Annotated in this window: 20 protein-coding genes; 10 read left to right on the forward strand and 10 right to left on the reverse strand. The window is 69.5% G+C overall.

Annotated elements, in window-relative coordinates; genetic code table 11:
- Positions 1 to 2 precede the first annotated feature (2 nt).
- From AC3WSN_RS04955 to AC3WSN_RS04970, 4 genes are all read right to left on the reverse strand, one after another.
- A complete protein-coding gene (locus AC3WSN_RS04955) occupies positions 3 to 1508 on the reverse strand; it encodes an ATP-binding cassette domain-containing protein (protein ID WP_492536593.1) in 1506 nt (501 codons plus the stop codon).
- Positions 1505 to 2425: a branched-chain amino acid ABC transporter permease gene (locus AC3WSN_RS04960; protein ID WP_492536594.1), complete on the reverse strand. Its 921-nt coding sequence runs from the start codon at positions 2423 to 2425 to the stop codon at positions 1505 to 1507. Before AC3WSN_RS04960 ends, AC3WSN_RS04955 begins: the two co-directional genes overlap by 4 nt.
- 205 nt (positions 2426 to 2630) lie before the next feature.
- Positions 2631 to 3506 carry a branched-chain amino acid ABC transporter permease gene (locus AC3WSN_RS04965; protein ID WP_043386828.1) on the reverse strand — a complete coding sequence of 292 codons (876 nt, stop codon included), beginning with the start codon at positions 3504 to 3506 and terminating at the stop codon, positions 2631 to 2633.
- A gap of 19 nt (positions 3507 to 3525) precedes the next feature.
- Complete coding sequence (locus tag AC3WSN_RS04970) at positions 3526 to 4785, reverse strand: ABC transporter substrate-binding protein (protein ID WP_492536595.1); 1260 nt, start codon at positions 4783 to 4785, stop codon at positions 3526 to 3528.
- Positions 4786 to 5104: 319 nt separating this feature from the next.
- On the opposite strand from AC3WSN_RS04970, the gene AC3WSN_RS04975 reads away from it, so the two are divergent.
- From AC3WSN_RS04975 to AC3WSN_RS05000, 6 genes are all read left to right on the forward strand, one after another.
- Positions 5105 to 6079: a transporter gene (locus AC3WSN_RS04975; RefSeq protein WP_492536596.1), complete on the forward strand. Its 975-nt coding sequence runs from the start codon at positions 5105 to 5107 to the stop codon at positions 6077 to 6079.
- A 202-nt stretch (positions 6080 to 6281) separates the two neighbouring features.
- Positions 6282 to 7307: a cyclase family protein gene (locus tag AC3WSN_RS04980; protein ID WP_492536597.1), complete on the forward strand. Its 1026-nt coding sequence runs from the start codon at positions 6282 to 6284 to the stop codon at positions 7305 to 7307.
- A gap of 13 nt (positions 7308 to 7320) precedes the next feature.
- Positions 7321 to 8271, forward strand: a complete 951-nt coding sequence (locus tag AC3WSN_RS04985; protein WP_492536598.1) for a 3-hydroxyacyl-CoA dehydrogenase family protein — start codon at positions 7321 to 7323, stop codon at positions 8269 to 8271.
- Positions 8268 to 9026: an SDR family NAD(P)-dependent oxidoreductase gene (locus AC3WSN_RS04990; RefSeq protein ID WP_492536599.1), complete on the forward strand. Its 759-nt coding sequence runs from the start codon at positions 8268 to 8270 to the stop codon at positions 9024 to 9026. The genes AC3WSN_RS04985 and AC3WSN_RS04990 overlap by 4 nt, the downstream gene beginning before the upstream one ends.
- Before the next feature lie 18 nt (positions 9027 to 9044).
- A complete protein-coding gene (locus AC3WSN_RS04995; protein WP_492536600.1) occupies positions 9045 to 9929 on the forward strand; it encodes a beta-keto acid cleavage family enzyme in 885 nt (294 codons plus the stop codon).
- Positions 9930 to 10314: 385 nt separating this feature from the next.
- Positions 10315 to 11544, forward strand: a complete 1230-nt coding sequence (locus AC3WSN_RS05000; RefSeq protein ID WP_192710257.1) for an ABC transporter substrate-binding protein — start codon at positions 10315 to 10317, stop codon at positions 11542 to 11544.
- Between the two features lie 158 nt (positions 11545 to 11702).
- Here AC3WSN_RS05000 and AC3WSN_RS05005 read toward each other — a convergent pair whose 3' ends face one another.
- Positions 11703 to 12572: an aldo/keto reductase family oxidoreductase gene (locus AC3WSN_RS05005; protein WP_492536601.1), complete on the reverse strand. Its 870-nt coding sequence runs from the start codon at positions 12570 to 12572 to the stop codon at positions 11703 to 11705.
- 92 nt (positions 12573 to 12664) lie between these two features.
- Here AC3WSN_RS05005 and AC3WSN_RS05010 point away from each other — a divergent pair, with 92 nt between their 5' ends.
- A complete protein-coding gene (locus AC3WSN_RS05010) occupies positions 12665 to 13570 on the forward strand; it encodes a LysR family transcriptional regulator (RefSeq protein WP_492536602.1) in 906 nt (301 codons plus the stop codon).
- On the opposite strand, the gene AC3WSN_RS05015 is transcribed toward AC3WSN_RS05010, so the two are convergent.
- The 3 genes from AC3WSN_RS05015 to AC3WSN_RS05025 all read right to left on the reverse strand — a co-directional run bounded on the left by AC3WSN_RS05015 (position 13567) and on the right by AC3WSN_RS05025 (position 18669).
- Positions 13567 to 15903 carry an autotransporter family protein gene (locus AC3WSN_RS05015; RefSeq protein ID WP_492536603.1) on the reverse strand — a complete coding sequence of 779 codons (2337 nt, stop codon included), beginning with the start codon at positions 15901 to 15903 and terminating at the stop codon, positions 13567 to 13569. The genes AC3WSN_RS05010 and AC3WSN_RS05015 overlap by 4 nt on opposite strands.
- Positions 15904 to 16249: 346 nt before the next feature.
- Positions 16250 to 18016, reverse strand: a complete 1767-nt coding sequence (locus AC3WSN_RS05020; RefSeq protein ID WP_492536604.1) for a methanol/ethanol family PQQ-dependent dehydrogenase — start codon at positions 18014 to 18016, stop codon at positions 16250 to 16252.
- A gap of 56 nt (positions 18017 to 18072) precedes the next feature.
- Positions 18073 to 18669: an LOG family protein gene (locus AC3WSN_RS05025; RefSeq protein ID WP_492536605.1), complete on the reverse strand. Its 597-nt coding sequence runs from the start codon at positions 18667 to 18669 to the stop codon at positions 18073 to 18075.
- Between the two features lie 223 nt (positions 18670 to 18892).
- Between AC3WSN_RS05025 and AC3WSN_RS05030 the strand changes: the two genes are divergently transcribed.
- From AC3WSN_RS05030 to AC3WSN_RS05040, 3 genes are all read left to right on the forward strand, one after another.
- Complete coding sequence (locus tag AC3WSN_RS05030) at positions 18893 to 20371, forward strand: LysM peptidoglycan-binding domain-containing protein (protein WP_492543012.1); 1479 nt, start codon at positions 18893 to 18895, stop codon at positions 20369 to 20371.
- 475 nt (positions 20372 to 20846) lie between these two features.
- A complete protein-coding gene (cysC, locus tag AC3WSN_RS05035; protein ID WP_492543014.1) occupies positions 20847 to 21476 on the forward strand; it encodes an adenylyl-sulfate kinase in 630 nt (209 codons plus the stop codon).
- 96 nt (positions 21477 to 21572) lie between these two features.
- Positions 21573 to 22469 (forward strand): hypothetical protein, encoded by an 897-nt coding sequence (locus tag AC3WSN_RS05040; RefSeq protein WP_492536606.1) that lies wholly within the window; start codon positions 21573 to 21575, stop codon positions 22467 to 22469.
- Positions 22470 to 22662: 193 nt separating this feature from the next.
- Here the strand turns inward: AC3WSN_RS05040 and AC3WSN_RS05045 are convergent, their stop codons facing one another.
- Positions 22663 to 25047, reverse strand: coding sequence for a glycosyltransferase family 2 protein (locus tag AC3WSN_RS05045; RefSeq protein WP_492536607.1), 2385 nt, complete (start codon positions 25045 to 25047; stop codon positions 22663 to 22665).
- A gap of 64 nt (positions 25048 to 25111) precedes the next feature.
- Entirely contained in the window at positions 25112 to 25549 is a 438-nt protein-coding gene (locus AC3WSN_RS05050; RefSeq protein ID WP_492536608.1) for a hypothetical protein, read from the reverse strand.
- Positions 25550 to 25625: the final 76 nt, after the last annotated feature.

A 25625-nucleotide genomic window follows, 5' to 3' on the forward strand; every position in this document is an offset into this window, starting at 1 on the left:
TCTCACAAATACTCCTTCCCCATCTCGCTGGCGAAGCGCTGCGGCGGGCCTTCCCAGACGATCCGGGCCTGTTCCAGCACGTAGACCCGGTCGGCGTGGGGGAGCGCGAAGGTGACGTTCTGCTCGCCGAGCAGCACCGTGATCGGCGTGGTCTGACGCAGCTTCTCCAGCGCCTTCGACAGCAGCTCCAGGATCACCGGGGCGAGGCCGAGCGTCGGCTCGTCGAGGATCAGGAGGCGCGGCCGCATCATCAGCGCCCGGGCGATGGTCAGCATCTGCTGCTCGCCGCCCGACAGGGTGCGGGCGGTCTGCGCCTCGCGGGCCTTGAGGATCGGGAACAGCTCGTAGAGCCACTCCCGCTGCCTGGCGCTCTCGGCCTTCGGGAAGTGCTGGCCGCCGAGGTCGAGATTCTCGCGCACGCTGAGATCGCCGAACAGCTCGCGGGTCTCCGGCACCTGGACGATGCCGGCGCGCGCGATCGCGGCGGGCTTCATCCGGGCGAGATCCTGGCCGTCGAACCGGATCGCGCCGGTATGCGGGACGAGGCCCGAGATGGCGTTGAACAGCGTGGTCTTGCCGGCGCCGTTCAGGCCCACCACCGAGACGAACTCGCCCTCGTGGACGTGGATCGAGGCGGAGCGCAGGGCCTGCGCCTTGCCGTAGAGCACGTCGACGCCCTCGACGGTGAGCAGCGAGTCGGGCTTGAACGCCGCCTCGGGCCGGGCCGCCGTCTCGATGCTGCCGCCGAGATAGACCCGGCGCACGGTCGGGTCGGCCATCACCGACTCGGCCGAGCCCTCGGCGATGCGCTCGCCGAGATACATGGCGAAGACCCGGTCGACGATGGCCGCGACGCTCTTCACGTTGTGGTCGACGAGGAGCACGGCCTTGCCCTCGTCGCGGAAGCCGCGGATCAGCTCGGAGAAGGCCGCGACCTCGCCGCCGGTCAGGCCCGCGAAGGGCTCGTCGACCAGCACCACCCGGGGGTCGCGGGCGATGGCCTTGGCGAGCTCCAGCCGGCGCAGGTCGGCGAAGGGCAGGGTGCCGGGGCGCCGGTCGACGACCGCGCCGAGGCCGACGCGCTCGGCGATCTCTCTCGCGCGCCGCGCCACGTCGGGGTCGGCCGCCAGCCGGATCAGGCTGTCGGGCAGGAGCGCGAGGCTGATGTTCTCCAGCACGGTCTGCCGCTGGAGCGGCCGCGCGTGCTGGAACACGAGGCCGATCCCGGACCGCGCCACCCGGTGGGCCGGCATCCCGCCGATCTCGGCGCCGTCCAGGCGGATCGAGCCGGCGCTCGGGCGCTCCAGCCCCATGATCAGCTTCATCACGGTGGACTTGCCCGAGCCGTTCGGGCCGATCAGGCCGAGGATCTCGCCGGGCCGCAGGTCGAGGTCGATGTTCTTGACGGCGACGAGACCGCCGTAGCGCTTGGTCAGGCCACGGACGCTGAGGCAGGGCTCGGCCAGGACGGGCGACACGGCCGGCGGGGGCGCGACGGCGACGGTCATCGGGCTCTCCGGAGCGATCCGAGGCCGAGCAGCCCCGAGGGTACGAACAGGATCACCAGCAGCGCCACGGCCGAGACCACGAAGGTCGAGAGCCCCCCGAGCGGGCGCAGCAGCTCGCCCGCCGCGATCAGGAACACGGCGCCCAGAGCCGCGCCCACGATGGTGCGCCGGCCGCCGAGCACCGCCGCGATGATCACCTGCACGCCGACCGACGTGTTGATCAGCGTGCCGACGGAGGCGGTGCCCATGTAGAAGACCACCAGCCCGCCCGCGAGGCCCGAGAAGGCGGCGCTGACCGCGAAGGCCGCGAGCTTGTGCTTGGCGACGTTGAAGCCGAGCGCCCCGGTCACCACCGGGTCCTGGCCGGCGGCCTGGAGGATCAGCCCCGCGGGCGAGCGCGCGATGGCGGTCAGGATCAGGCCCGAGACTGCCATGAAGCCCAGCGCCAGCCAGTAATTGGTGTCGGCGTCGATCGAGATGACGTCGGGCACGGTCAGGCCGATCTCGCCGCCGGTGAGGCCGGAGAAGACCACGATCATGTTCTGCAGGAGCAGCACCGCCACCAGGGTGATCAAGCCGAAATAGGGGCCGCGCACCTTCAGCGCCGGCAGCGCCAGGGCGAGGCCGCCGACCACGGCGAGCACGGTCCCGACCGCGAGGCAGTAGGGGATCGGCAATTCGTAGCGGTTGTTGAGGATGCCGGCACCGTAGGCGCCGAGCCCGATCAGGAAGGTCGGGCCGAAATTCACCTCGCCGGCGAAGCCGAAGAGCAGGTCCCAGGCCATCGAGAACACGCCGAAATAGTAGGCGATGGTCAGGAGGCCGAGGATGTAGCCGGAGACCCACCAGGGCAGGGTGGCGGCGGCCAGGATGGCGAGGACCGCGATCCAGAAGCCGGGGGTGGTGAGGAGCTTCATGGGGTGGCCTCGCACACGGCAGCGATCCGGCTCGTTCGGCGCAGAGGCCTTTCCCAGCCACTCCCCTCATCCTGAGGTGCCGCGCCAGCGGCCCCGAAGGAGGCCTCCAGGGATCGCGCGGCTGGCTGGAGGGCTCCTTCGAGGCGGCTTCGCCGCACCTCAGGATGAGGGCGCGGGCTGGAAACCCGGGGTGCAAAAAGAACCATCACCGCCGCCCCAGCAGACCCTGCGGGCGCAGGTACATGACGGCGACCAGCAGGAGCAGCGCCGGGATCACCCGGTAGGCGGGCGAGATCAGGTAGGCGGTGGCGGTCTCCAGATACCCGACCACGTAGGCCGCGATGAGCGAGCCGGTGACGCTGCCCAAGCCCCCCAGCACCACGATCGAGAAGGCGCTCGCGGTGAGCGGCCCCACGGAATACGACGAGACCCCCAGGAACATCCCGAGCAAGACCCCGGCGATGCCGGCGAGCAGGCCGTAGATCGCCCAGACCGCCACGTAGATCTTCGCCATGTCGTGGCCGAGCAGCGTCACGCCGCGCGGGTTCATCGAGGCCGCGAGCAGGACCTTGCCGGCCCGCGCCCGGTTCACGAACAGCCAGAGCAGCCCGATCACCACCCAGCAGATCAGCGCGGTGAACAGCTCGTTCTTCGGCGTGCGGACGCCCGCGATCTCGACCACGCCCTCGATGAGCGGCAGCACGGTCTTCGGGTTGTCGGTGAAGAAGTAGGCCACCAGCTCCTGGATCATGATGCCCCAGAGCAGCGTCCCGGTCAGGACGAAAATCTCTTTCTCCTCCCGCGGGATCGCCCGGCTGCGCTCGATCGGCGCCACGACCGCGAAGTAGGTCACCAGGGCGCCCGCGAGCCCGCACAGCACGCCGATCGCCGCGCCCGCGTAGGAGCCGAGCCCGAACAAGGCCGAGGCCGCCCAGGCCGCCACCGCGGCCATGACCATCAGGGCGCCGTGGGTCAGGTTGAGGACGCCCGAGACCCCGAAGATCAGGGTGAAGCCCATCGCGCCGAGCGCGTAGAGGGCCGAGATGGCGAAGCCATCGACGAGGATCTGGAGGCCGATCACCGCGCTCTCCCGCCCCGGCCTACTGGACCGCCGGCTTGACGGCGGGGGGCAGGATCATGGCCCCGTTGGCGGTCGCCGCCGGCCAGATCGCCACCTGCTTGCCGTTCTGCCATTGCCCGAGCACGCTGGTCATCAGGCCGGGCCCGTACTGGATCGAGTGGGTGAACGGCTCGTCCTTGCCGTAGAACTTGAGATGCCCGACCGTGCCGACGTAGTCGGTCTTCTCCAGGGCCTCGACGAGCTTGTCGGCCTCCGTGGAGCCGGCGCGCTTGATCGCCTCGGCGGTGTAGTAGACGGCGTCGTACGCCATGTAGCCCGCGTAGGAGGGCGCGCCGCCGAAGCGCTTGGTGAAGGCGTCGGCGAACGGGATCGTCTTCTCGGTGAGCGCCACGCCCGGCAGCGCCACGCTGTCGAACAGCACGCCCTGCGTGCCGCCGTTTGTGTTGGCCCAGAAGGTCGAGGAGGTCGCCTGGCCGCTGATGCCGGTCATGGCGATCGGGACCTGCTGGTTCTGCCACTGCACGGTCGGCTGCACGCCGACATGGGCGATGCCGGTGACGATCAGGTCGGGCTTGGCCGCCTCGATCTTGTTGTAGATCGGCGTGAAGTCGCCCGTGTCCGGCGAGAAGCGGACATGCTCGACCACCTTGAGCCCGGATTTCGGCAGGCATTCCTGGTAGGCGGCGTCCAGCGGCCGGGTCCAGGCCGCGTCCTCGCTCATGATCGCGGCGGTCTTGGCCTTGAGCTTCTCGACCAGCACCTCCTTGGCCGAATCGCAGACCGCCTGCGCCAGGGCGTGCGAGGTCAGGTAGCCGTGGAAGGTGTACTTGTTGCGGGCGTAGTCCTTGTGGACCGCGACGCTGATCTCGTTGGAGGCCGCGCCGGGGGTGATCATCGGCGTCTTGAGCCGGGCCGCCCAGGGCATCAGGGCCAGCACGACCTCCGAGATGTAGCTGGCGATGACGAAGTTGACCTTGTCCTCAGAGACCGCCCGCTGGAAGGCGCGGACCGCGTCGGAGGCGGAGGACTTGTCGTCGTAGGTGACGACCTGGATCTGACGACCGTCGATGCCGCCCTTGGCGTTGATCTCGTCGGCGGCGAGTTGCACCGCCTGCGGGATCGAGGCCCCGGCCACCGACTGCGCCTCGGCGATCACCCCGATCTTGATCGGGTCGGCGGCGTGCGCAGGCCCCGCCAGCATTGAGCCCACGGCCAGCAGCGCGGGCAGCAAGCGCCGGTTCTGAACGCGCCGGGGAACGGCGCGCGCGGGCTCGGACATCGGCGTTTCCTCTGGTCGTGCCCGCATTCTTTATTCGCAGGCTTGGCGACGACTGTATCCGGCGCCTGCCGGATCACAAGGGGTCGGCGGCGCGGGGCGGGTGACGTTTCCGGCCAGTCGTTGGCTGCGCATGGCCGCGCCCGGACTGTTGCGCCCCGACAATACGCGCTCCGTTTCCAGCGGCGCCGGATGCCTGCCGTCGCGTGCGGCTCGCGTGGGTCCACCGGAATCCAGCTTCGGCACAGCGCGATGGTGTCGCGTCCCCCCCGGCCGAGCCCGGACGCAGGTGCGCCGTGCGGCATCGGATCGGGGGGACGCCATGCTCACACGAACGACCGCCGCGATTCTAACGGTGGGCGCCCTGCTGCTGGGCGCGACGGCCCAAGCCCGTGCCGCCGCCGTGACCCAGCCAGGAGAACAGGTGGGCCTTGCACCGGGCTTGCCGCTGCCGGAGGGCTTCTATGCCTTCGACACGTTCAGCTGGGGACGGGCCGACCGCCGCGACGCCGCCGAGATCGGGGTCAACATCCCGTTCCTGATCTATGCGTCGCCGCTCAAGGTCTTCGGAGCGCGGATCGAGCCGGTGGTGGCGTTCCCGTCGGTGTTCATCGACACCCACGCCCCGGCCCCGATCCCCAACAAGACCGTGAGCACCTTCTACACGCCATTCCTGGGCAACATCTTCGCCTGGAACCTCGGCGGCGGCTTCGGTGTGTCGTACATCGCGGGCGCCTACCTGCCCTACGGCGACCGCGGATCGCTGGGCCTGGGGCTCCGGGGCACGCCTCTGATCCCGGCGGCCGCTTCCGGGACGCTCAGCCAGCGCGTCGCCGCCACCTATGTGGGCGACGGCAGCCTCAACCTCTCGGCGGTCCTCACCTACAACCGGCCGTTCGACGCGCATGGACGCTTCGGCGGCCCGGTCGGGGCGGCAATCGGCCCGCTGCCGCTGGCGGACCAGATCAACCTCGACCTGACCGCCACCAGGAAGTTCGGGCATCTTGAGATCGGGGCCGTGGCGTACGGCTACACGGACCTGCCGGTGAACCGCCGCGACCGGCTGTTCAGCCGGTTCCAGCGGGACGGTTCCATCGCCGTCGGCGGGCTGCTGGGCTACGATTTCGGGCGCGTCATCCTGCAGACCTTCGTCACCCGCGAGATCGTGGCCCGCGACACCATCGACCATGCGGGGCACCGTCAGCACAAGGAGGAGACCCGGGGCTGGTTTCGGGTGATCGTTCCCTTCCCGCTGGCGGTCGCGGCAGCGCCCGAGCCGCTGATCCGCAAGAACTGAGGCGCGCGGCGGGTTTCACGCGGGCCGCCCTGTCCGCCCCCGGGCTTCCGGACCCGGTGCGACCGGCCTAGGCTTCGGGAGATCCCGCGCCAAGCGGACCGGACGGCCTCGAAGAAGGGCGCAGACAGGTGAGGAACGCACGCGCGGCCGTGCCCGGGAGCCTCCCGGGCCGCGGCCTCCGGCCACGCCGGGATTTACATCGGTGAGCCTGCGCTGGAGCCGGCGGCCCGAGGGCTCGACCTGGGGGGATTTCGGCCCCGACGACGAGCGCGGGCGCCTCAACCTGCTCACCCCCGAGAAGGTGCTGCAGGGCATCGCCGAGGTGCGCGAAGGGCTCACCTTCTGTCTCAGCCTGCCCCTCGATCTTCCGGGCGGCAACGTCCTGAACCCACGCCGCCACCCGCCGCAGATCACCCCGACCCGCCGCGCCAACGGCCGGCCGAACATGAACTTCCCCGTCTGCGAGGAGGTCGACGGTGCCACCGACGTGATCTGCGACGACCGCGCGCTGATCCACCTGCAATACTCGACGCAGTGGGATTCGCTCGCCCATGTCGGGTCGCTCTTCGACGCGGACGGCACAGGGGCGGCGCCGACCTTCTACAACGGCTTCCGCGGCGGCCGCGACATCGTCGGGCCGAGCACGCCGGAGGCCGCCGACCAGCCGTCCCGGGCGAAAAAGCTCGGGATCGAGCGGCTCGCCGAGACCGGCATGCAGGGCCGGGCGGTGATGATCGACCTGCGCGCCCATCTCGGCGACGCCAAAGCCAAAGTCGGCTACGACCAGCTCGCCCGGATCCTGGAGGCCGACGGCGTCGTGATCGAGCCCGGCGACATGGTCTGCCTGCACACGGGCTTCGCCGAGCGGCTGATCGCCATGGGCGGCGATCCGGACCCGAAGCTCGTCCACAACCTCTGCGCCGGGCTCGACGGCCGGGACCCGCGCCTCCTCGACTGGATCACCCGCACGGGCCTGTGCGCGCTGATCGCCGACAATTACGCCGTGGAATCCTACCCGGCCGGGTTGGGACCCGCCTGCTGCGCGACGCTGCCGCTCCACGAGCATTGCCTGTTCAAGCTCGGGGTCAATCTCGGGGAGCTGTGGCACCTGACGCCGCTGGCCGAGTGGCTGCGCGCGAACGGCCGCAACCGCTTCCTGCTCACCGCCCCGCCGCTCCGCCTGCCCGGGGCGGTCGGCTCGCCGACGACGCCGATCGCCACGGTGTGAGGGGAGGGGGAACATGACCGAGATCGCGATCATTGGCGGTGGCCTGATGGGGCACGGCATCGCCCTGGTGCTGGCGCTCCACGGGCACGCGGTGCGGATCACCGACACGTCGACTGAGACCCGCGCCCGCGTGCCCGGCCTCATGGCATCGGCGCTCGCGACCCTGCGGGAAGCCGGAGCCGCCCCGCAGGGCTGGGATGCCGAAAGGCTCGGGCAGGCCGTCCGGGTCGAGGCGGATCTGGACACGGCGGTCGCCGGCGCCGGCCTCGTCATCGAGGCGATCACCGAGAACCCGGAGGCCAAGCGCGCGCTGTTCGCCGAGCTCGACCGGCTCTGCCCTGCCGAGACGATCCTCACCAGCAACACCAGCTACCTCGACGTCTTCCCGCTGATCCCCGAAGCGCGGCAGGCGCGGGCGCTGATCCTGCACTGGTACACGCCGCCCTACATCGTCGACCTCGTCGACGTGGTGCCCGGCCCCGGCACGGACCCCGCGGTGGTCGCCGCGATGGCGGATCTCGTGCGCGGCCTCGGTCAGGTGCCGATCGTGCTGAAACGCTTCATCCCCGGCTACGTCGCCAACCGGATCCAGCAGGCGATCAGCGCCGAGGTGTTCCGGCTCCTCGACGAGGGCGTCGCCGCGCCCCGAGACATCGACGACGCGATCATCCACGGGCTCTCCTTGCGCATCCCGATCCTCGGCCACCTCGCCAAGGCCGACTTCACCGGCCTGGAGCTGACGCAGCGGGCGCTGGCCAATGGGAGCTACGCGCCGCCGCCCGCGCGCACGCGCTCCGAGACCCTCGACGCGCTCTGCGCCGAAGGCCGGACCGGGGTGATGGCGGGCAAGGGCTATTTCGACTGGGGCGGTCGGCCGCCCGAAGAGCTGTTCCGCGAGCGCGACCGCAAGCTCCTGGCTTTGAAGGCGGCCATGGCTGGGATCGGCCGGATGGAGGGCACATGATCGGGGCGGACCTGTCGGGACGGCGCGTCCTCGTCACCGGAGCCTCGTCGGGCATCGGGCTCGCGACGGTGGAGATGTTTGCGCGCAACGGCGCCACGGTCGCGCTGAACCATCTGCCCGACGATCCCCGCGGCCCCGCCGAGGCCGAGCGGCTCGCCGGGGACGGTCTTTCGGTGATCGCCCTGCCCGGGGACGTGTCGGCCGCCGGCGCCGCCGAGGCCATGGTGGCGGCCGGCATCGAGCGGCTCGGCGGTCTCGACGTGCTCGTCAACAATGCCGGCACCTCGGGCACCACGACGCCCATCGCCTTCGAGGATCTCGACGCGATGAGCGAGGATTTCTGGGCCACGATCCTGGCGACCAACCTGCTCGGGCCGTTCCGCTGCGCCCGGGCCGCGGCCGCGACCCTCAAGGCGAGCCGCGGCGCCATCGTCAACACCGCCTCGGTGGCCGGGCTCGGGCGGCGGGGCTCGTCGGTGGCCTACTCGGCGAGCAAAGCCGGGCTGATCAACCTCACCCGCAGCCTCGCCCGGGCGCTGGCGCCGGACGTGCGCGTCAACGCGGTGGCGCCGGGCCTCGTCGCCACGCCCTGGACCGAACCCTGGTCGGACGAGCGCAAGGCCTCGACCGTGGGGCGCACCATGCTCGGCCGCATGGCCCGCCCGGAGGACATCGCCGAGACGATTTTCTTCCTGAGTGCCGGCGCGGCCTACATCACGGGCGAGACGATCACGGTCGACGGCGGAGCGATCTGACGCTCGGGGAGCACACACATGTCGAGCACCACCGTCATCACCTGCGCCCTCACGGGCTCCTTCGACACGCCGAAGAAGAACCCGGCCGTGCCGGTGAGCCCGAAGGCCATCGCCGCGTCGGCGCTCGAGGCCGCCGCCGCCGGGGCCGCGGTGGTCCACATCCACGTCCGCGACCCCGAGACCGCCGCGCCCAGCATGGAACTCGCCCATTACCGCGAGGTGGTGGAGCGGATCCGCGAGAGGAACGACGCCGTGATCCTCAACCTGACCACGGGGGCAGGGGGCCGGTTCGTGCCGGGCGATCCCGACCCGTCGGTCGCCGGTTCGGGCACGACCTTCGTGGGACCGGAGGCCCGCACCCGACATGTCGGCGCGCTGCGGCCGGAGATCTGCACCCTCGACATCGCCACGATGAATTTCGGCGAGCACCTGTTCCTCAACACCCCCGGCCACCTGCGGGCGATGGCGGGTCACATCCGCGATGCGGGTGTGAAGCCCGAGATCGAGGTGTTCGATCTCGGCCAGATCGAGCTGGCCCGGCACCTGATCGCCGAGGGGCATCTGGCGCGCCCGCCGCTGTTCCAGATCTGCCTGGGGATCCCCTGGGGCGCCCCGGCGACCCCGGAGGCGCTGGTGGCGATGCGGGCCCGGCTGCCGGAGGACGCGATCTGGTCGGCCTTCGGCATCGGCCGGGAGGAATACCCGATCCTCGCGGTGGCGGCCGGCATGGGCGGCAACGTCCGGGTCGGCCTGGAGGACAACCTGTACCTGTCCCGGGGCCAGCTCGCGCCGAGCAACGCCGCGCTGGTGGAGAAAGCCGTCAGCCTGCTGGCCCACATCGACCGGGAGCCGGCCACGCCCGACCAGGCGCGGGCGATTTTTGGATTGGCGCCGCTTGGGTGATGACCCCCGCTCCCCCCTCTGCGGGCTAGCAGATTCATACTTCTCTGCCGGACGCCAAGGCCTTGAAAATCAAGCGCGTTTCCCTCCCCCTTGTGGGGAGGGGCAAGGGGTGGGGGTGGTGCAGAAGGAACCGCCGGGCTCGATCCTGAGCCACCCCCACCTCCAACTCCTCCCCGCAAGGGGGAGGAGAGAGCGCCTCGGCGAGCGATGGCGAGCGATGTGTGAACATCGTAGCTCTGCGGGGGAGGGAGGAGCCGTAGCGCTTACGGATTAGCGACATCCTCACCAGCGCCGGTATCAGCCGCTAACGCCCACGGATACTTTGTCTTCGAAGGCCGCGAGCCCCGATCAACGGCGCCGCATCCAAAAAAACAGGGAGAGAGACATGACGCTCCGCCACCGCGCCGCGGCGCTGCTCGGGAGTTTGTGCGCGCTCGGTGCCGGCGCGGCGCTCGCGGCCGACCTCGTGCCGGTGAAGATCGGCGTGCTGAACGACCGCTCCGGCGTCTATTTCGACTCCACCGGCGAGGGCTCGGTGGTCGCCGCCCGCATGGCGGTCGAGGATTTCAAGCCGGAGGAACACGGGCTGAAGGTCGAGGTCGTCGCCGCCGACCACCAGAACAAGCCCGATGTCGGCGCCTCCATCACCCGGCAATGGTACGACCGCGACGGCGTCGACGCGGTGTTCGACGTCCCCACCTCCTCGGTGGCGCTCGCCATCGCGCAGATCACCAAGGAGAAGAACAAGGCCTTCATCAACTCGGGCGGCGGCACCGCCGACCTGACCGGCCCGGCCTGCACGCCCAACACCGTGCACTGGACCTACGACACCGCGGCGCTCGCCAACGGCACCGGCAAGGCCATCCTCAAGCGCGGTGGCAAGTCCTGGTACTTCATCACCGCCGACTACGCCTTCGGCCTCGCCCTGGAGCGCGACACCAAGGCGGTGGTGGAGAAGAACGGCGGCAAGGTCGTCGGCGGCGTGCGCACGCCGTTCCCGAACCCGGACTTCTCCTCGTTCCTCCTCCAGGCCCAGGCCTCGGGCGCGCAGGTGATCGGGCTCGCCGATGCCGGGTTGGATGCCGCCAACGCCATCAAGCAGGCGCACGAATTCGGCATCCGCCAGGGCGGCCAGACCCTCGCCGCCCTGCTGATCGCCATCACCGACATCCACTCGCTGGGCCTGGACGTGGCGCAGGGCCTCGCCTTCACCGCCTCGTTCTACTGGGACCTCAACGACGGCACCCGCGCTTTCGCGGAGCGCTTCGAGAAGCGGATGCCCGGCAAGAAGCCGACCTCCTACCAGGCAGGCGTCTACGCCAGCACGCTGCACTACCTGAAGGCGGTGGCGGCCCTGCACTCGGCCAAGGACGGCGCCGCCGTGGTCGCCAAGATGAAGGAGCTGCCGACCGACGACCCCCTATTCGGCAAGGGCACGATCCGGCCGGACGGACGCAAGATCCACCCGATGTACCTGTTCGAGGCCAAGGCACCCTCCGAGTCGAAGGGCGAGTGGGACCTCTACAAGGTTCTGGAGACAATCCCGGCCGAGCAGGCGTTCCGGCCGATGAGCGAGGGCGGCTGCCCGATGCTGGCCGGCATGACGGCGAAGTAGGCGTCGGGTCGATCATGGCGGCACCGCCGTCTTTGCGAGCGGAGCGAAGCAATCCAGACGGCGCGACGCCGACCGTCGTCGCGCTGCCCTGGGTCACTTCGCTACGCTCGTGATGACGGGAGGGGAGACCGCAACCGAAGCGTCCGAACGGAAGCCGTTCACGCCGCCCCGATCCGGTCGAGGGCCGCCATCGCCTCCGCCGGCAGGCTGAGTTCGGCCGCCGCGAGGTTCTCGCGCAGGTGATTGAGGGACGACGTTCCCGGGATCAGCAGGATGTTGGGCGACCGGCGCAGCAGCCACGCGAGCGCCACCTGCATCGGCGTCGCGCCGAGACCGGCCGCCACCGCCGACAGGGTGCCCGACTGGAGCGGGCTGAACCCGCCCAGCGGGAAGAACGGCACGTAGGCGATCCCGGCCGCCGCCAGATCGTCGATGAACGCGTCGTCGTCCCGGTGCGCGAGGTTGTACTGGTTCTGCACGCAGACGATGTCGGTGATCCGGCGCCCGTCCGCGACCTGCCGGGGCGTGGCGTTGCTCAGGCCGATCCGGCGGATCAGACCCTGCCGCTGCAGCTCCGCCAGCACCGTCAGCGGCGCCTCGATCGCGCCCTCCGCGGGGCTGTGGACGTCGAACATCAGGCGCAGGTTGACCACGTCGAGGGCGTCGACGCCGAGGTTGCGCAGGTTGTCGTGCACCGCCTGGGTGAGTTCCTCGGCCGAGAAGGCCGGGTTCCACGAGGCGTCGGCCCCGCGCTTGGCGCCGACCTTGGTGACGATCACGAGCCCGTCCGGGTAGGGGTGCAGCGCCTCGCGGATGATCTGGTTGGTGACATGCGGCCCGTAGAAGTCGCTGGTGTCGATGTGGTCGACGCCCGCCGCCACGGCCGCGCGCAGCACCGCGACCGCTTCGGCGCGGTCCTTGGGCGGCCCGAACACGCCGGGCCCGGCGAGCTGCATGGCCCCGTAGCCGAGCCGCTTCACGGTGCGGTCGCCGAGTTGGAAGGTCCCGGCCTGCGCGATGTCGGTCATGACGTATCTCCTGTTGGCGCCCCGGATGTAGACGCCCGGTTTTGCGCCGATAAGCCGTGACAATCGGCACGGCCTGTGCGGATTCTCGAACGATGACCCAGGATCTCACGGACCTCGCCGCCTTCGTGACCGTGGCGCGGGCCGGCGGTTTTCGCGAGGGCGCTCGCGCCGGGGGCGGGAGCGCGTCGAGCCTCAGCGAGGCGGTGCGCCGGCTGGAGGCGGGCCTGGGGGTACGCCTCCTGAACCGCACCACCCGCAGCGTCGCGCCGACCGAGGCCGGGACCCGCCTGCTGGAGCGGCTCGGCCCGGCGCTCGCCGAGGTGGAATCCGCCCTCGACGTGGTGAACGGGTTCCGCGACCGGCCGGCGGGAACGCTGCGGCTCAACGTGCCGCTCAGCGCCGCCCGCCTGGTGCTGCCGGCGCTCGTACCGCCCTTCCTGGCGGCCTATCCGGAGATCCGCCTGGAGGTGGTGGTCGAGGACGGGTTCGTGGACGTGCTGGCGGCGGGCTGCGATGCCGGCATCCGCTACGACGAGCGGCTGGAGCAGGACATGATCGCCGTGCCGATCGGCCCGCGGCGGCAGCGCTTCGCCACCGCGGCGGCGCCGGCCTATCTCGACCGGCGCGGCCGGCCGGACCATCCGCGGGACCTCCTGGGCCATGCCTGCCTGCTCGGGCGCTTCCCGAGCGGCGCGCTGACGGCGCCCTGGGAATTCGAGCGCGACGGCGACATCGTCCGGGTGGATCCGTCCGGGCCGCTGATCGTGCGGGTCGGCGCCAGCGACCTCGCGGTGGCGGCGGCGGTCGCCGGCACGGGGATCGTCCACCTGTTCGAGGACTGGCTGCGCCCGCATCTCGACAGCGGCGCCCTGGAGCCGGTGCTGGAACCCTGGTGGCAGGACTTCTCCGGCCCGTTCCTCTACTACCCCGGCCGGCGGCACCTGCCGGCGCCGCTGCGCGCCTTCGTGGACTTCGTCGGCGCGCAGGGGGCGCGCTAGAACCGGATGGTGAGGCTGCCCTTCACGGCCTGGTCCTGCGCGCGGGCGCCGGTCTGGCCCGTATAGGCCACACCCAGGCTCGCGTTCGGCGCCACCGCCAGATCCAGCCCGACCTGCGCCACCAGCGCGTCCCGATCGATCGGCACGCCCGCGCTCAGGAACGCCGGGCCGCCCGCGCCGAAGGCCAGCAAAGCCGTCGGCACCACGTCGCCGAACGCCCGCCGGTAGCCGACGAGACCCCGCAACGTCACCGGCAGGCCCAAGCCCAGGTCCAGGCGCGTCTGCGCCCGCACACCCACAGTCGCCGCACCGAGATCGTAGTCACGCGCAAAGCTCACCAGCGCCGCGGCGCCTCCGGTCTCGCCAAACCCGTCCCGCCGGATGCCGATATAGGCCCCGCCCACGAACGGCTCGACATACGAGGCCGCCGGCTGCGCCGTGACCGCCGCCCCGTCCTTCGACACCGGCGCCGCCACGGCCGGCTCAACCAACGGGATCGTCCAGCCGATCTCGCCAAAGCCCTGCACCGTGCCACCGCCGCCGTGGCCGCTCAGCGTGTCGGACACCCCGTACAGCACCCCCCGGCGCGTGCGCGCGTCCGTGTCGGCGAAGATCGCCCCCAGCCGCAGCGACAGCGGGCCGAGCTCATAGCCGCCGTAGACGCCGCCGAAGCCGCTCTTGAGCGTGGCGCTCTCCGCCCGGCGCGTTCCGCCGACCCGGCCGGCGCTGTCGAGAGACGCCTCCGTGTAGCCGCCGACGACGCCGAAGCGCAGCCCGCTGGACAAGCGCACATCCGCGCCCGCCGCGAAACCCGCGATCTGCCGGTCGAGGTCGAACGCGTTGCCGCCGCCCCCGGCCATGCCGAAGGCGCCAAAACCCTGGCCCCACAGCCCGAACACCTGCGGGTCGAGCGTGCGCACCGGCACGTTCGCCACCGCCGGCTGGCGGCCCGGCAGGTCGGCGGTGTAGGCGGAGGGCAGGGTGCCGTAATTCAGACCGGTGCCGGGATCGCCCGAGCGCAGCCGGTCGAGCACGGCCTCGCGCACGAAGAAGGCGGTCTCGTAGGCCGCCGAGACGGTGCCGGCGTGGATGTCGCCGGCGAGCGCCCGGAAGGCGCTGCCCGCCTCGGCGGCGGTGAAGCCCACCGCCGCGTCGGTGAGCCGGCCGGCGCCGGCCGCCTGGATGGCGTTGGCGGCGGCCGCGCCGTTGCGCGAGGTGGCGCTGGCGGCGAAGGGGACGTCGTTGCGGGTGAGCGTCAGGTCGACTTCGTTCGGCAGGTAGCGCAGGCCCGGGCTGAGGAAGGCGAGGTTGGAGGTCACGCCCGCGAACTGGCCCGAGACGCCGCCGGTGGCCGACAGGATGGTGTAGGTGGTGCGCGGGTTGTAGGCGCCCGAGGCAGCCAGCACCTGGACAATGCCGCCGCCGAGCGCGGCGGTGCCGCCGGCGGTGATGCGGTCGGCCTGGCCGGCGGCGTTGGCCTCGACGCGGTAGGTCGAACCCGGCGCGAAGCCGATAGTGCCGGTGACGGTGAGCGTGCCGATCGCGTTGCCCGGCGACACGGTGCCGCCCGACAGCGCGCGGATCCCGCCCAGCGTGCCCGTGCCGCCGAGGTCCGCACCCTGCCAGACCGTCACAGTCGAATTGGCGAGGGCGCCGTTCACGACGAGCCGCCCGGCCTGGACCTCGGTGGCGCCGCTCAGCGTGCCGAGCCCCGTGAGGGTGAGCGTGCCCACATTGGTCTTGGTCAGGGTCCCGGAGCCCGAGATGGCGTTGGCCAGCGTCCCGTCGGTCGATTGATCCACGACGAGGGCCGCATTGTCGACGATCCTGCCCGTGCCGAAGGCGCCGGCATGGCCGATCAGCGTTCCCCCGCCGATCGTCGTGCCGCCCGCGTAGGTGTTGGCGCCGGTCAGGACCAGCGTCCCGCTGCCGAGCTTCACGAGGCCGCCCGCGCCGCCGATGTCGTTGCGCCAGACGTCGTAGGCCGAGAACCCGCCCTTGGCCGCGTCCAGGGTGACGGTGACCGTGCCGTTGAAGGCGCCGTAGCCGTCCGCGGCGGCGAACAGGTTGATGCGGTCGTAGCCCAGCCCGTTGTCGAGGAAGCCGCCGGACGGCGCTTCGGTGGTCGCGATCACGTCGCGGCGCTGCGCCGCCGTGAGATAGGGGAAGCGGGTCGCGAGCAGCGCCTCGGCGCCCGCCGGGACCACCGGCGGCAGGTCCGTGGGCCCGACCGGCGGCAGGCCGTAGGTCAGGCGCGCCGTGTAGGCGGCCTTATGACGCGCTCCCCAAAGCCGCCCCATCCGGCCGGTCGCGCGCCCCATATCCAAGATCATCGATGGCGGATCGTCATAGTTCGTTCAAACTTCAACGTCCTTTTGATTCGTAGCCTCGACGCAACACTCTGTAAGCCGACTTAATATCAGGTATATACTTCGTAAGTTAGAATTGTTTATTATATAAATTCTCTGAACAGCGCTGGATCGCGGCCATCAATTGCCGCGCATGGCGTGGCTGTGCCTGAATAGACGTGCCCGAGGCCGGCTGCCGGCGCCGATGGCGGGGCCAGGCGGGACGGGAAATCGGCCCGGGATGGGCCTCGGCCGATGCCGCGCGGGAGCACCTCGGCGGGAGGCCGTGCGAATCGCGGGGCGGCGCGTGCAGACGCCGCCGTGGACCGGCTCACTCCGGCAGTTCGAACACCGTGAGCTGCCCGCCCGGCGCCGTATACTGCGACAGGGCCGCGTAGCCGCCCACCGCCCCCGAACCGTCGGCGGGGTCGGTCAGCCCGGCCGCAAGGCCGATTCCGGCCCATCCGCCGATACCGGAGAGCACCGCCACGTACTGCTTGCCGGCGTGCAGGTAGGTGGTGACGTTGCCGACGATGCCCGACGGCGTCTTGAACCGGTAGAGCTCGTGCCCGTCCCGGGCATCGACCGCCTTCAGGTAGCCTTCGAGCGTGCCGTAGAAGACCACGTCGCCCGCGGTGGCGAGCGCCCCCGACCAGACCGAGAACGGTTCCGGGATCGTCCAGGCGATCCGGCCCTTCGCCCCGTCCCAGGCGATGAACGCCCCGGTCCGGTCGGTGCCTTCGGGCGGGTGCAGGGTCAGGGTCGCGCCGACATAGGGCTGGCCGGGCGTGTAGGTGACCCGGAACGCCTCGTAATCCATGCACATGTGGTTGGTCGGCACGTAGAACAGCCGTGTCCGGGGCGAGTAGGCGGCCGGCTGCTGGTTCTTGGCGCCGAGCGCCCCGGGACAGATATTTTTGGTTGTTTCGTCCTCGTCGGCCTCGCCCGGCGCATAGCGCTTGTCGACCACCGGCTTCCCGTAACCGGGCGCGGCGGGATCCACGCTGATCCGGCTGGCCCAGTTCACCGTGGGATCGAACTTCTCCGCCACCAGCAATTCGCCCGTGGCCCGGTCCAGCGTGTAGCCGAAGCCGTTGCGGTCGAAATGGGTCAGCACCTTGCGGGGCCGGCCGCCGATCACCTGCTCGGTGAGGATCATCTCGTTGACGCCGTCATAATCCCACTGGTCGTGGGGGGTCATCTGGTAGACCCAGCGGGCGATGCCCGTATCGGCGTCGCGGGCGATGATCGCCTGGGCCCAACGGTTGTCGCCCGGGCGCTGGGCCGGGTTCCAGGTCGCGGGATTGCCGGTGCCGTAATAGACGAGGTTCAGGTCGGGGTCGTAGGAGAACCAGCCCCAACTGCAGGCGCCCCCGGTCCGCCACTGGTCGCCCTCCCAGCTCTTCACGGAGGAATCCGTGCCGACCGGGCGCCCGAGCGCGGTGGTCTTCTCCGGATCGACCAGCATGTCGGCATCCGGCCCGGTGGCGTAGGCCCGCCAGAGACGTTTCCCGCTGGCCTGATCGTACGCGGTGACGTGGCAGCGCGCCCCGTACTCGCCACCCGCGAGCCCGACGATCAGCTTGCCGTGCACCGGCAGGACCGTGGCGGTGTTGGTCTCGCCCCGGCCCGGATCCCCGTTCTTCACCGACCACAGCACCCGGCCGGTCTCCGGATCGAGCGCCACCACGGTGGTGTCGGCCTGCTGCAGGAACAGCCGCCCGTCCGCGTAGGACAGCCCGCGGGAGACCGTGTCGCAGCACATCACGGCGATGACGTTCGGATCCTGCCGTGGCGCGTAGCGCCACAGGATCCGGCCGTCCTGATCGAGGTCGAGGGCGTAGACGATGTTAGGGAAGGGCGTGTGCACATACATCACGTGCCCGACCACGATCGGCGCCCCCTCGTGCCCGCGCAGGACGCCGGTGGAGAAGGTCCAGGCCACTTTGAGGCGGCCGACGTTGCCAGCGTTAATCCGGTCGAGGTCGGAATAGCGGGTGTTGGCGTAGTCCAGGGTCTGGAGGACCGGTGCCTCGGCCGCGGCGGCCGCACCGGCGAGGCAGGCGAGCGGCAGGGCCGCGAGGGGGGAAGCGCGCATCCTGGACATCCTGTCGCCGCGCGGCGGCCGACGCGCGGGATCCCGCGCGAGCCGGCTCACATCCGCTGCTGGACGATCTCCTCGGCCTGAGGATCCGGCTCGTGGCCGGCCTCGCGGAGCATCGGCACAACCTCGGCCGCCTCGCGGGCGACGAGGTAGCTGAGATCGAGCCCCTCGCGGATGAAGCCGTGGCCGCGCATGTGCTCGAACAGAGCGAGCAGCGGCGACCAGAAGGCGGCGACCGAGACCAGCACCACGGGCTTGCGGTGCCGCCCGAGCTGCGCCCAGGTCAGCTGCTCGACGAGTTCCTCCAGGGTGCCGATCCCGCCCGGCAGGGTCACGAAGGCGTCCGAACGCTCGAACATCAGGCGCTTGCGGGTGTGCATGTCGGGCACCACCACGGTCTCCTGGATGTCCGCCAGCATGTGCTCGCGCGCCTGGAGGAAGTCCGGGATGATGCCGGTGACGTGGCCGCCGGCTTCGAGCGCCGCCCGCGCGACCGTGCCCATCAGGCCAACATCGCCGCCGCCGTAGACGAGGCGCATCCCGGCCTCGGCCAGCGCCGTCCCGAGCACCTCCGCGGCCTCGCGGAAGGCGGGGTCGCGGCCGAAGCCGGAGCCGCAATAGACACAGACTGTCCTCACCGGGGCCATCCGGCGCCCTCCTGCGCGTCCGTTGCGAGCCGTCCAGAAAGAGCCCCGCGCCCGGCGCTCCCCGCGCCAAAGTGCTGACATCGCGTGGGATTCACCCGCCAGGGCGGCGGGACGGCTTGGTGTCGGGAGCATGTACGGTATTATGGCCCACGCCGTCGACGGTTTTCGCGCGGCCCAAAGCCCGCAGCGGGCGGCAACAGGATCAGGGGAGGCCTTCGTGGCGATGTCGGGACAGGTGCGGCGCAGTCTCGCCCTGGCGCTCGCCGGCCTGTTCGGTGGCCTCGGGCTCGTGGCGGCCCTGTTCGGCGGCGAGTCCCTGCGCCGGCTGACCGGTCGGGATGCGGCGGAGCCGCCGGCCGCGGCCACGACCGTGCCGCAGGGCAGCCTGCGCGGGCTCGCCGATTCCGGAACGATGGCGAAGGGCGCCGACCCCGCGATCGATTTCCGCAACGATCAACCCAAGGCTGCCAGACCCGGTTCGACCGGGCCCAACCCGATCGAGCCCGGGGCGCCCGCATCGCCCACGCCCGGCGCCCGATCCGCCGGATCGGGCAGACCGGCTGCGAAGCCCGGAGCCGCCGAGGCGCCGCGCTTCGACATCGTCCGGGTCGAGCCGAACGGCGACGCCGTGGTGGCCGGGCGCGGGGCGCCGCATGCCGAGGTCGAGATGCTGGTCGATGGCAAGCCGGTGGCCAAGGCAATGGCCGACGCCAGCGGGCAGTTCGCGATCGTGCCGCCGGCGCTGCCCGCGGGTTCCAGCACGATCCGGCTGCGCATGACGGCCAAGGACGGGCAGGCGGCCAGTTCGCAGCAGAGCGTGGCGGTGAGCGTCGCCCCGGGCCGGGACCGCCAGCCGCTGGTCGCCCTGACGGCCCCGGACGCGGCGACCGTGGTCCTGTCGCAGCCCGGCGCAGCCGGACCGGCCGCGCCCGCCAGGATCGCCAACGCGGCGCCCGGACAGCCGCTAACGCCCAACAAGCAAGCGGCCTCGGAAGGACACGCGGCGGTTCATCCCGGCCCAGCGCAGCCCACCCGCATCATCAGCGTCGACGTGCAGGGCAACGGGCGCCTGTTCGTGACGGCGGCCGGCACGCCCGGTGCGACGCTCCGGCTCTACCTCAACGACACGCTGATCGCGCCCGGCAGCATCGGCCCCGATGGCCGAGCGAGCTTCACCATCGGGCGCGGGGTCAAGCCCGGCCAGTACCACGTGCGGATCGACCAGATCGATCCGGCGACCGGCAAGGTGGCGTCCCGCGCCGAGGTGCCCCTGGCCGTGCCCGAGCCGTCGCCGGTCGCGGCCCGCGAGCCCGCGGCGCCGTCCGGCGGCCAGGGCAGCGTCCGGGAGGCCTCCAGGATGGTCTCCAGGGAGAACGCGCAGGGTCCTGAGGCAGCGGCGCCCCGCCAGCCCGCCGCGCCCGCCTCAGTGCCCGCCACCGGGATGGCCCCGGCGCCGGATGCGAATCCCGACACGCGCCGGCTGGCGGCCGAGACCGGCACCCCGGCGGGGGCCGTGTTCGTGCCAGAGATCAGCACGGCCCGGATCACCCGCGGCGACAACCTCTGGCGGATCAGCCAGCGCACCTACGGCCGCGGCGAGCGCTACACGGTGATCTACGACGCGAACCAGACCCAGATCCGGGATCCGGACCTCATCTACCCCGGCCAGATCTTTGTGCTTCCTCCCGACAAGCGGGGCTGACCGGCCTTCGTCCCGGCTGCACGATCAAGCCTGCTCACCACCATCGCGGTCGGCCAACTCGCAGGAAGCCTAGCTGTTCGGTCGCGGCATCAGCGCTGTATCACTGCACGTGCGGCCGGGGTGTGGCAGGATTTTCCGCCAAACTCGACCTGCTGATTGCCACCAAGAAGCAGGCAATCGAGGATGAGGCGGACCGTCGGTGAACGCGTGCCGCTAACTCCCAGACCGGCAAGCCTACTTCAGGTCCCGACGACCGCGATAGGCTGAACTCTGCTTGAACAGAACGCAGCCCCCTGGACAGGGCCGGTTCACCTACGATCATCACGAGTTGCATCTTCAACGAGAGGATTCAACGTGACGTCGAAGCAACAGCCCTGATCACGTTTTCGTGTCAACATCGCAGGAGAATTTCACGGAGCGAACGTTGGACCGGCCGCTGAACCCATCGCAGGAACGCAACCTGACTTGGCACGCGATGCAGCCGCGCGAGCATCGCTGGCACGCCCTCGGGCAGCGTCCGGTTGTCGCTTGGCTGACCGGACTTTCAGGTGCAGGGAAGTCCAGCATCGCCAATGCAGTGGATCGATTGCTTACCCGGGCTGGCCGCGCCGTGATGGTGCTGGATGGCGACAACCTGCGCCATGGCTTGAACAGTGATCTGGGCTTCGAGGCGCGCGATCGCGCCGAGAACGTCCGTCGTACTGCCGAGACCGCAAAACTCATGGCTGATGCGGGTCTCATAACGATCGTCTCACTCATCTCTCCATTCGAGGCGGAGCGAGAGGCGGCTCGGGCGATCGTGGGCGATGTCCCATTCCTAGAAGTTTTCGTTGATACACCATTGGCTATCTGTGAGGCGCGCGACTGTAAGGGTCTCTACAGTCGCGCTCGGGCGGGTGAAATCCCAAATTTCACTGGTATTTCCGCTCCTTACGAGAAGCCCCGCGCGCCCGATCTGACGTTGGCGACATCAGGGCTGGCAATTAGCACCTCGGCAAAGCCGTTGTTCGACAGGCTGATAAACTCAAGCTCGCTGGATGACAACATGTACGCGCAGGCGCGCAAGAGCACGCTTCCTAACGTTTGGTCGAATTTACATTGCTGAATACCGCAGAAAATATTCCGTTTCAGCTGATAGATGTCTACAAAGTATATATTCCACGTCGGTCCACACAAAACCGGCACCACTTCAATTCAGCGGATGCTGCACAAACTTTCGCAGGGACCTGGCTCGACCTTTCTTTACCCGTTCAGCAGCGAGGCTGAATTTGCACAGCATCTCTTTGCGCAGACGGCTAGCCAGCTCGAGAAGCCAGCATTTAAGAAAATGCTTGTCGAGCTCAAGAAAGCTGAAAAACAATGCGTCGTCTCAAGCGAAGAACTCTGCTATCTAAGCAAAGACGCTGTCAGCCTTATAAAGGAAACGCTCTCTGACGCAGACGTGTCGGTAATATTTTATCAGAGAAATCCTATCACTCTGCTGTACCCATGGTGGCAAGAGAAAATCAAGCACGGCAGCACAGAAACATTTGTTGAGTTTCTGCTAAGCTGCATACTCAATCCAAACGAGCATCATTTGCTTATTCCGGACGTGCTAATTGCCAATTGGGCAAATATTTTTGGAAGAGATGCCATAAAAATTTTTTTATACGACAATATACCAGACGTTGCGGCGCAATTTGCATCCGAAATTCTTGCAATGAACGCCACAATCGAGAGCGTGGATGCTATCAACAAATCGTATGACTATGTCGATTGCGAACTGATGCGCTTTTGGAACACGAATGATTTTTGCGGCGCGGACGCAATTCAATCTGCCGATACGCCTCAGTTGCGTTCGGAATTTTCTGAATGGTTCAGTTATTTTCAGGAAAAGGTTTGCCTCAGCTTTGACATCGGCGCACTCTCCCGTATCGAAACCAGCCTATTATCTTCCTGGGGAGACCGGATCCAGGCACCTAACAAGGCGCAACTCTTTTCTAAGAGGACCGCAACGTATTCCTATATTCGGTCGGACATATGGATTGTCCATCCGGATCTCGCTGAACGCGCACGTAAATTTGCGGAACGCAATCATGCATACAGATTGCGACCCTGACAATTTTTGTGCTTAGGCGAACCGCTCATCCGACCGATCCGTCCTAATCCAGATCCCATGTTTGGGCCGAGCTTTGTCACGTAAGTGCCTCTGGATGCCGGGCTCCGTTGCTCAGCCCCAGAATAAGGGAGTGAGCGGACCAGTCGCGCCACGTTGTGTCGCCTCGCTCTGCGCGCGAAGACGGAGTGGGATGTCAGCTCCGCTCGGCGATCCTCTTCACCCGGTGGGTGAAGATGACCGAGAGCCAGGGCACCACCTCGTGCTCGACCTCGATGGAGAGCAGCACCTCGAGGTGGAGCGCGTAAGGCAGGGTGAAGCGGAAGCCGCAGCGGGCCTCCTCCATGGTGGTCGGCATGTCGCCGAGCACCGCCGCGATCACGTCGGGCCGGTGCACGTCCACGGGGATGCGCTGGACCTCGCCGTCGACCTCGGCGACCAGCGTCGCCTTGGCGCGGCTCGCCGAGACGACCCAGCCGGCCAGCACCACCTGCCCGTCCTGGATCTCGGCCCAGACCCGGTCCTGTGGGGCCTCCAGGTTCGCCCGGGCGAAGGAATCCGGCAATTCGCCGTCGAGCTCGGCCACGGTGCAGCCGACCTCGTACTTCTCGAAGCCGCGCCCCTCGCCGAAGATGCCGGCGAACTGCTTCTGGTACTGGGCGATCCGGGCGTTCTTGATGTTCTCGGGCAGGCCCGACCACTGGCCCTTTTCCTGGATCGTGTAGACCGACAGCAATTCGCGCAGGAACGCGATGCGCCCCTTGTCGGCGATGTAGAGGTTCATCAGCCAGTCGGCCGCGGCGGCGTTCTCGTAATACGCCTCCGGCACCCGGCGCAGGGCCTCGGCACGGTAGAAGCAGCAGGAGAAGTTCGCGGTGAGCGGCGAATTGGCCAGAACCGGGAAGCTGATCGTGCCGGTGGGATAGCGGCCCTGTTCGTCGTGCGGCACGTAGGAGCCGGTCGCCGGGTAGTGGAGCAGCACCCAGTTGAAGCACATGTCGAGCGCGCGGTCGTTGCGCAGCATCCGCATCTGCAGGGCGATCTTGCGGTCGGACAGCCAGTAATCGTCCGCCTCGCAGAAGGCGACGTACCGGCCCGTGCAGGCGGCGAGGCAGTCCTGCATGTTGCGCAGCATGCCGAGGTTCTGCGGCCGGGGCCGCACCACGATCCGCTCCGGGTCGCGCGCCCGGTAGCGTTCGACGATCGCGGCGGTGCCGTCGGTGGACTTGTCGTCGCCGATCACGACCTGCATCCGGAACAGGCCGCGCTGGCCCAGCACCGCGTCGAGGCAGCGGCCGATATCGGCGGCGTGGTTGTAGGCCGTGACGATGACGCTGACGGTGAGCTGCTCCAGCAGCCACGCGCGCAGGGCGTCCGGATTGCCGGAGAGCGCCTCGGGGGCGTCGAGGCCCATGTCGCGCAGGGCCGTCCGGGCGATGTCGGGATTGGCCTCGATCAGCCGTCCGAGGCTCGGCACGTCCTCCTCGTCGAGATAGGCCTCGGCGAGCCGCCGGAAGATTGATTTCTGCGCGGCCTCGTAGCCCACCGCGTAGCGGCCGCCGAAATGGCCGCGCAGCTTGCGAAAGAACGCGATCTCGGCATTGCCGAGCTTCTTGTGCCGGGCGAGCTCGGTGGCGTAGGTCGCCCACATCCCGGCCGCGTGCTTGCGGTAGACCGCCATCACCTCCGGCAGGAAGCCGATGCGCCCGACCTCGGCATGCATCAGGTGGACGTACCAGTCGCCCGGCGCGATGCCCTCGTCGAACACGAATGCCTCGGCGCCGTGGTAGCGCCAGCGATACAGCACGCTGTTGGTCTGGACGAAGTTGTGGGCGACGAGGTCGGACAGCGACGGCTGCGGGCTGCACTGCTCCGGGTAGATCTCCTCGATCCCCGGCATGTCCTCGTAGACGACGCGCACCGGATGGAAGCAGAGGGTGAATTCCGGCCGCGCACGCAGGAATTCGACCTGGCGCTGGAGCTTGCGCGGATCGGTCCAGTAATCGTCGCCCTCGCAGATCGCGACGAATTCCCCGCGGGCGCGCGTCGTGAGGTCGGCGAAGTTCTTGTTGGGCCCGAGATTTTCAGGTCGCAGCACCGCCACGAGGTTGGGATGGCGCGCGGCGTACTCGGCGATGATCTCGGCGGTGCCGTCCGTGGAGCGGTCGTCGCCGACGAGCAGCTCGAAGGGGAAGTTCGTGGCTTGGCCGAGGATGCTGTCGAGCGTCTGCCGGATGAACGCCGCCTGGTTGTAGGTGATGCACAGGACGGAGACGACCGGCCGGTTCCAGGCCGGCGCCGGCTCGGTCTCGGCCCGCGCGCGGATCCAGGCCGCGAAGGGATTGACGAAGCTGCCGTCGAAGGTCTCGTCCGGCGGGGCGGTGAAGTCGGCCCGGGGCTGGCGCCCGAGGCGGGCGCCGTACTTCACGTAATGCTCGAGGGGTGACAGGTCGGTCAGACCGACCTCGGGATAGCGCGTCGCGTACCAGATGTGGTCGAACAGGCCGCTCGCGTAGATCGTCGCGAAATCGTCCTGCCACGGCTCGAGCGCGGGTGCGGCCTCTCCTGCCCCGTCCTGCATCACTCCGATCCCTCGCAGATCCCTCGAACGCGCAATCAGCCGGCCGCTTCCCCAGACCAGACCCTCAGAGGGTGCTGGGGAGGCGCCCTTCCTCGGAGCCGTGGTTGTAATAGTGCTGCGTCGGGTCGGCGCCGGCACCGGCGACATCGTCGTTGCACGTCAGGTAGAACTGGCGGTCGAACAGGCCGGAGGTCTCGAGCCATCCGAGCATCGTCGCCTCGGGGACGACGGGCGCGCGATCGGGCGTGGCGGACGCGGCCTCGCGGTAGAGATGCGCGAACCGGGCGATGCGGGCCGCGACCTCTTTGGCGGCCGGGCGGCGGACCGAGGACGCGACGACGCTCGATTGCTCACCGGGACGCCGGCGCTGAAGATCGGCCTCGGCCAGGCGCACCAGACGGGCGAGTTCGCCCTGCGCCTCCTTGAGCCGTGCCTGGGTCTCGGCGAGCTCGGCCCGCAGCGCCTCTACGTCCTCGCCCAAGGTCGGCTCCGTCTCAGTCACGACGCTCTCAGGAGCTCACGCGCATCGTCGCGCGGCGGGATCGACCGGATACCGGCGCGACAGGGCGCCCCTGTGA

The organism is Methylobacterium sp. FW102-HT35C08 (assembly GCF_058790235.1).

Excerpts from the sequence above, each read along its gene's own strand:
- cysC (WP_492543014.1), top strand. The coding sequence starts at position 20,847 with ATGCAGCCGCGCGAGCATCGCTGGCACGCCCTCGGGCAGCGTCCGGTT.
- AC3WSN_RS04955 (WP_492536593.1), bottom strand. The coding sequence starts at position 1,508 with ATGACCGTCGCCGTCGCGCCCCCGCCGGCCGTGTCGCCCGTCCTGGCC.
- AC3WSN_RS05045 (WP_492536607.1), bottom strand. The coding sequence starts at position 25,047 with ATGCAGGACGGGGCAGGAGAGGCCGCACCCGCGCTCGAGCCGTGGCAG.
- AC3WSN_RS05025 (WP_492536605.1), bottom strand. The coding sequence starts at position 18,669 with ATGGCCCCGGTGAGGACAGTCTGTGTCTATTGCGGCTCCGGCTTCGGC.
- AC3WSN_RS05010 (WP_492536602.1), top strand. The coding sequence starts at position 12,665 with ATGACCCAGGATCTCACGGACCTCGCCGCCTTCGTGACCGTGGCGCGG.
- AC3WSN_RS05040 (WP_492536606.1), top strand. The coding sequence starts at position 21,573 with ATGCTGCACAAACTTTCGCAGGGACCTGGCTCGACCTTTCTTTACCCG.
- AC3WSN_RS05030 (WP_492543012.1), top strand. The coding sequence starts at position 18,893 with ATGTCGGGACAGGTGCGGCGCAGTCTCGCCCTGGCGCTCGCCGGCCTG.
- AC3WSN_RS05020 (WP_492536604.1), bottom strand. The coding sequence starts at position 18,016 with ATGCGCGCTTCCCCCCTCGCGGCCCTGCCGCTCGCCTGCCTCGCCGGT.
- AC3WSN_RS05005 (WP_492536601.1), bottom strand. The coding sequence starts at position 12,572 with ATGACCGACATCGCGCAGGCCGGGACCTTCCAACTCGGCGACCGCACC.
- AC3WSN_RS04990 (WP_492536599.1), top strand. The coding sequence starts at position 8,268 with ATGATCGGGGCGGACCTGTCGGGACGGCGCGTCCTCGTCACCGGAGCC.
- AC3WSN_RS04970 (WP_492536595.1), bottom strand. The coding sequence starts at position 4,785 with ATGTCCGAGCCCGCGCGCGCCGTTCCCCGGCGCGTTCAGAACCGGCGC.
- AC3WSN_RS04975 (WP_492536596.1), top strand. The coding sequence starts at position 5,105 with ATGCTCACACGAACGACCGCCGCGATTCTAACGGTGGGCGCCCTGCTG.
- AC3WSN_RS05015 (WP_492536603.1), bottom strand. The coding sequence starts at position 15,903 with ATGATCTTGGATATGGGGCGCGCGACCGGCCGGATGGGGCGGCTTTGG.
- AC3WSN_RS04995 (WP_492536600.1), top strand. The coding sequence starts at position 9,045 with ATGTCGAGCACCACCGTCATCACCTGCGCCCTCACGGGCTCCTTCGAC.
- AC3WSN_RS04985 (WP_492536598.1), top strand. The coding sequence starts at position 7,321 with ATGACCGAGATCGCGATCATTGGCGGTGGCCTGATGGGGCACGGCATC.
- AC3WSN_RS04960 (WP_492536594.1), bottom strand. The coding sequence starts at position 2,425 with ATGAAGCTCCTCACCACCCCCGGCTTCTGGATCGCGGTCCTCGCCATC.
- AC3WSN_RS05000 (WP_192710257.1), top strand. The coding sequence starts at position 10,315 with ATGACGCTCCGCCACCGCGCCGCGGCGCTGCTCGGGAGTTTGTGCGCG.